General features: G+C 37.4%; 4 protein-coding genes. 1 reads left to right on the forward strand and 3 read right to left on the reverse strand.

Annotation, left to right across the window (positions count from 1 at the left end):
- Positions 1–173: 173 nt before the first annotated feature.
- Complete coding sequence (locus tag ACN0WY_RS17355) at positions 174–1,760, forward strand: ATP-dependent nuclease (protein WP_417212641.1); 1,587 nt, start codon at positions 174–176, stop codon at positions 1,758–1,760.
- Positions 1,761–1,788: 28 nt separating this feature from the next.
- Here the strand turns inward: ACN0WY_RS17355 and ACN0WY_RS17360 are convergent, their stop codons facing one another.
- The 3 genes from ACN0WY_RS17360 to ACN0WY_RS17370 form a co-directional block, all read right to left on the reverse strand.
- A complete protein-coding gene (locus ACN0WY_RS17360; RefSeq protein ID WP_417212643.1) occupies positions 1,789–2,676 on the reverse strand; it encodes a DNA adenine methylase in 888 nt (295 codons plus the stop codon).
- Positions 2,676–4,205 (reverse strand): ParB N-terminal domain-containing protein, encoded by a 1,530-nt coding sequence (locus ACN0WY_RS17365; protein WP_417212645.1) that lies wholly within the window; start codon positions 4,203–4,205, stop codon positions 2,676–2,678. Before ACN0WY_RS17365 ends, ACN0WY_RS17360 begins: the two co-directional genes overlap by 1 nt.
- A gap of 292 nt (positions 4,206–4,497) precedes the next feature.
- Positions 4,498–5,406, reverse strand: coding sequence for a pentapeptide repeat-containing protein (locus tag ACN0WY_RS17370; RefSeq protein ID WP_222738865.1), 909 nt, complete (start codon positions 5,404–5,406; stop codon positions 4,498–4,500).
- Between the last annotated feature and the right edge of the window lie 268 nt (positions 5,407–5,674).

Raw genomic sequence — 5,674 nt, forward strand, 5'->3', positions numbered from 1 at the left:
ATTCCGCAAGGGATTTACCTGGTGATTTCAGACAACCCGACCTACGAGTCATTCGAGATCAACCACAAGAACGGGCGCAACTTTAAGATTATCGGCAAAGCCATCGCGCCAGTGTTTAAGAAGATTTTTTAAAATGAAGCCACACATCGTTGATGTGTGGCTTTTTGTGTTTAATGTTTGTTGGTTTATACGAAGTGATAATAAAAAAAGCATCTATTGAAAAATTTCGAGGTTTCAAGCAAGTTGGATTCTCCTTGGGTGAACAAATTACTTTGATTGCAGGTCAAAACGGAACTCAAAAAAGCACGCTATTAGGAATATTATCTCAGACATTTACTATTCCACCTAAGGACCATGTTTTCTCTGGACAAAAACCTTTGAGTGGAGATAGTTACCGTTCGACATTCAGTAGTAAATTTCGACTGTCTAATGAACGAGATTTACCTGGTGAGCATGAATGGTCCCTCTATTTCAAAGACAAGCATCTACATTCAGATATTGATGAAGATGGAAAGTTCACAATTCAAAGCTATGCTCGGGATGATACTATTAGATTCTGGCAGAAGGGCACTAAGGATAAAGGTAGTGGATATGTTCAATTACCGGTTATTTATTTGAGTTTAAAACGATTAATACCCATTGCCGAAGCTGGTAGAGTTAACGAACGGGATATTAAACTTACTCAAGATGAGCAAATGTGGTTTACCGAAAATTATAATAGGATTTTATTTTCGCGTGACAACTTGGAGTCTATAGATTATCTCGAAGGGCCAAATAAAAATACACTTTGCGTTACAACTGATCATTATGATTGGCAGTCCAACTCTTCAGGACAAGATAACTTAGGGAAAATATTATTAGCTGTGCTTTCGTTTATGCGCCTTAAGCGAGATTTTCCTGCTGATTACAAAGGTGGAATTTTAGCCATAGATGAAATTGACGCGACTCTTTATCCTGGTTCTCAAGTAAAACTATTGGAGTTAATGAGTAGCTTCTGCAAAGCAGCTAAGATTCAAGTAATTGCAACAACTCATTCTCTTTCTATGCTTGAAAAAATATGTGAGCTAAAAAAACAAAGAGGGAGAGAACAACATTTTAATTGTGTCTATTTAAAGAAAAAAGATGGTGAGGTGGAGATAGAAGAGACTCCCGATTATAGCCGTATAATGCATAACTTAACTATGACTGTTGGTAGTAGTCTACCTAAAAAACAAACAGTAATTTTTACTGAAGACGCTGAATGTATTCATTTTTTAAAAGCTATTTTAAAAAACAGATTTAAAAGCTTGAAGTATTCAGATGTCACTTTAGGTTGCGATAATCTTATTCAGTTAGCAGAGAAGAAAATTCCATCATTTACATACCCTAACTCCATCGTTGTTTTAGATGGTGACGCAAGAGCTAACCCTAAGTTGAATAAGTTAAAAAACTACATTTGTTTACCTGGATCTGTAAGCCCTGAATGTATGTTAGCCACTTTTCTTGATTCACTGTCTGATCATTCAGAATTCTGGACTGAGAAAAATGAAGACTATAATAAATCAGTTTGCTTTGGTACATACACTTTAAATGATATTCGGAATGGTAGAGGCAACAAGAAACCTAGAGATATAGCCAAAGAATGGTATAAAGAACAAGTAGCACTAGGGGTATGGGGGCAGCAAGGAAGAACGGTTTATAATTATTTGCTTAAGACCATAGAGGTAGACGTGGAGATATTCTTAGATAAATTTTCTAAGTTGTATGAAGATCTAAATTAGTGAAAACCCTCGTGATGAGGGTTTTTTTTTATTTTGCTGGGCGACCTAGATTTTGCATTTTTTTTAGCTGTGCAAAACTAGTATCTGGACTAAAAAATACTTTCTTAGTTTTTGGTCCATGAATGATAACTTCTGAACCTTTACGTTTGGTTTGAGCTGTATACGTTAAATCAAATGATTGAGGCTCAAATTCAGCATAGATCCCACAGATTTCAGGAGTATCATCATACGTCACAATCCATGGGTGGGATATATCCCTAACGCTACGGAACAGCCTATAATGGTCATCATGCTCAAAAAAGTTTTGGTAGAGACCTTTACCTTTCACATAATACGGAGGATCAATATTTACTAAACAGCGGTCTTCGATTTGAGATACATACTCATCTATAAATGCTGCCGCATCTAAATTTGTTAGAACAATATCTGCTTTACGCGCTGCAATGGCTACAATCTTTTCAATTAGAGTATCTTTTTGATACCTGCAATCTAACAAATAATTTCCCGTTTGCTCCAATCCACCAATCACTCCAGCTTTGATTATGCCCGAGCGATTTGTTCTGTTTAGGAAAAATGTAGCAAATCCTAACTTTAGCAAGTCGTCGTTCTTACTCTCATAGATTGACTTTTGTTTGTGCCACTCTTCAATGGTTACAGGCGTATCTTGAATTAGTTGGCATAAAGCGTCTGTTTTGTTTAGAACGCAGTACCAAAATGCATGGATAGCGGGGTCAAGATCATTGATCCAAACTTTACGAACATGTCCTTCTAGTAGGAGATACCACGCGATGGCGCAACCCCCGGCGAAAGGTTCGACATAGGTGCCGCCTTCGAGGTTGTTGAGCTTTAGCGTTTCTACGACATATGCCGTTAGCTTTGATTTACCACCAGGGTATCTCAATGGAGAGTAAAACATTACCTATCCTTTAAATCGACTAGGACCTTCAATAAAGGCGCAAGCATATCCCAAAATCCGTTCAAAAATCTATGATCAATTTTGTGTGTCTCATGCCCATGAACAAAGCTGTTCAAAGTGTCAAGGCTATGCTCATTGCTAGGTTGCAAGAGTTTGCTAATCACCTTATTGGCCTGAGCACACGATATGTGGTCATTAGAAAGAAACTTCAAGCGTTGCTGCAGTATCGTATGAGTATAATCTTTACCCAGCTTCGTGGCCATAGCATGGGTAAGATTTTTACGTTGAATGAAATCGTCCACTGCGAGGTCTAAAAATGTTCTCAAGGATATTGAAGTTACGTGAACATAAAGTTTGATTGGGACGGCTTTTAGTTCACGGAAGAGACTGTTTAGTTTGGGGCTTTTAACGCTGATCTGTTGGTATCCCAAGACCAATCTAGCACGGTTGTTGTTGTGTGGGACTGGCTCTATCTGGTTGTTGTTTGCCGGGTTAGAGTTCTGAGTTGGGGATGCCTGACTATCTGGAGATGGCTTGGTCGTACCTGTATCTTTATGACCATTAGGCTGTTGATTTTGTTGCGTCAGATCCTGTTCTACGAGTTGTTCAGGGAATGTCACCTCAGGTAGTACGGCAAAAATCTCTTCGTTTCTCTCAGGAATTGAGCGGGTGTTAACTACGAACTTTAAATCATTAGGAACAATGTTAAACATCAGTTTGAGAAAATGTCCATAGGCATGTAAAAAGCTACTCTCATTCGATGTGATCGTTACTTTCATATTGTCAAATTTTATGCCCCACCGCTCCCGAACTTCTTCGTTTGAAAACCATCGTTCGAGGACTGTCATTGAAATTCGATAGCCATAAATCAATTCTTTTTCTTCCTCGGTCATCAATTTGATGACTTCATCTCTTGTAGCAAGGTCTCTAAGTTGAACATAGCGTAAAGCCGAAATTATCTCAGAACGAGTAAATCCGGTAACCTCTTTTACCTTTTCAATATCATGCTCATATTCATCGTACAGGCTTACAATAAAACGTTGTTGCTGCAAACGCTGCCAAGGTTTTTGATTTGAACTCGTAGAGTGGCGTTGCAGCACATACCAATGTGTAGCCTCTTCATTTGGGGCTACGCACACTTGTATTTTTTCGATCGAATCTCTATTGATTAGCTTGGATTGTTGCAAAATGAAGCCGCGAATAGATTTGGGGGCTTTATGAGGGTTACGCAAAAGTTTGAGCGCCAAAACTCTTCGATTTCCTTCTGCTACGACGTATCGATCTTGGTCGTTTTTCCACACTACTATTGGTTCGAAATCAATAAACCCCAACTTTACGATGGAGGTAATCAGTCCATAAAAGCTTTTTTTATCTGCGGGTTCGCTTATAACTTCCTCGGCAAAATCAGAATCACTGATTCTCGACTCACTTTCTGCAGTGTCGAACCGAGGGTTTTCTTTCCATAGTTTCAAGTAATCGACGGATCGCGGAGTACGCTTAGACCACCAATGCTCTTTTACATCAGACATAAAGTAACAAGACCTACATAGTTGTTAGTATTCATATACTATTGGTTGAATTCGTTATTGTTAATCCTTTAGCTTCTTATAAACCTTAAAGTTTGATGCTGCGCAAGATCATAGTTTGATAGTTCCATTATCTAGTGGATCGCGATTGGTTTGGATGACCTCCGTTTTTAGCTCTAAAGTCCACTCCACAAGTTCCTGCTCTTGGTTTTATTGCGGCAACGTTGACTAGTAGACAGTTTGACAATAGATTTATCTTGACATCCATTTGAGGTGGAAATATCTTTTTAGGTAGTCAGGCTGTGGTGCGCTCGCAAGAGTTTAGAGTTCGATTCTCTATCTGACCTAAATTAATCTTCATATCCGGTCTAAGTTCTCTCAATACTTCAATAATTGCATTGTCTGCCTTTAAATAATCAAGACATTCCGCTTTAGCTAAAGCATCACAGTTAATGTTTTTGCACATTTTTATATTCATATTTTTTAAGTTCGCGCCTTCAAAAACTGTGTTTTGTAAGTCGCAACCGCGCAAGTCAGCGCTTTGCATTTTTGCGCCTATAAATTTGGTTTGGAAAAGGTTAGAATTTTTGAAATCAACACCTATTACTGTTGAATTTTTGAAGTCGGCATTTTTCAAATAACTATTCAATAACTTGGTTCCTTTTTTTAGTGTTGAATCTGTGAATTCGGCAGAGTTTAATTCAGAGTCTTCTATGTGAATGCCAAAGACGTTACAGTTTAAAACTTTTAACCCATACAATCGTGATTTAATGAATTTTAATTCGTTAATGTCAGTATCTTTAAAGCTTAAGTCTGTAACGTCAATTTGATATACGTTATTGGCATTCAATCGCTTTATCATGTTTATTTTGCGTTTTTGATATATTTCATCGTTAAATGTGTTTAAATCCCACAACCCCTCTAAGTTGCGTTGATTTGATTCTTTTTTTATACGTAGACTATCCATCCATACTAAAATAAGAGCTATGAGAAAAATATCGAACACTAAGCCATGAGCTTCTACCAGAACATTCTCCCAAAATGATTTATTGTATAGGCCTAAAGCACTATTGGGCAAAACGTGTGAGCTCAACTGTGGCCAGAATGCGGTAATTAAAAACACTATCAACGTTGTAAGAACCAATACAAAAAATGCGGCTCTTGTCGGAGTCTGTACAATTTTATCCCAAAAATTCTGTCTCATTGCACCTTTGTCCCTTATTTAATTTTTGGTAGCTATGCTGAATTTCATTAAAATATATAACGATACCTAAGTAATATTACTACTGTGACTACCTATATTGTGTTCGTTAATAACTTTCCTAACTTGTAACTTTCTTCGGTTAGAATAGTAAATGTAAATACGTCATCTCCTACTATTTTTATACCATTAAATAGAAATATATTTTTATGACCATTATGTTCCCATTCCAAATATTGTGGTAACTGGTTTCCATCTGAATCAACGATCT

The sequence above is a fragment of the Tenacibaculum sp. genome, from assembly GCF_048269885.1.
Taxonomy (GTDB): Bacteria; Bacteroidota; Bacteroidia; order Flavobacteriales; family Flavobacteriaceae; genus Polaribacter.

Bases quoted from the DNA above. Each gene is read 5' to 3' on its own strand.
- ACN0WY_RS17355 (WP_417212641.1), top strand. From the start codon at position 174: ATGTTTGTTGGTTTATACGAAGTGATAATAAAAAAAGCATCTATTGAA.
- ACN0WY_RS17360 (WP_417212643.1), bottom strand. From the start codon at position 2,676: ATGTTTTACTCTCCATTGAGATACCCTGGTGGTAAATCAAAGCTAACG.
- ACN0WY_RS17365 (WP_417212645.1), bottom strand. From the start codon at position 4,205: ATGTCTGATGTAAAAGAGCATTGGTGGTCTAAGCGTACTCCGCGATCC.
- ACN0WY_RS17370 (WP_222738865.1), bottom strand. From the start codon at position 5,406: ATGAGACAGAATTTTTGGGATAAAATTGTACAGACTCCGACAAGAGCC.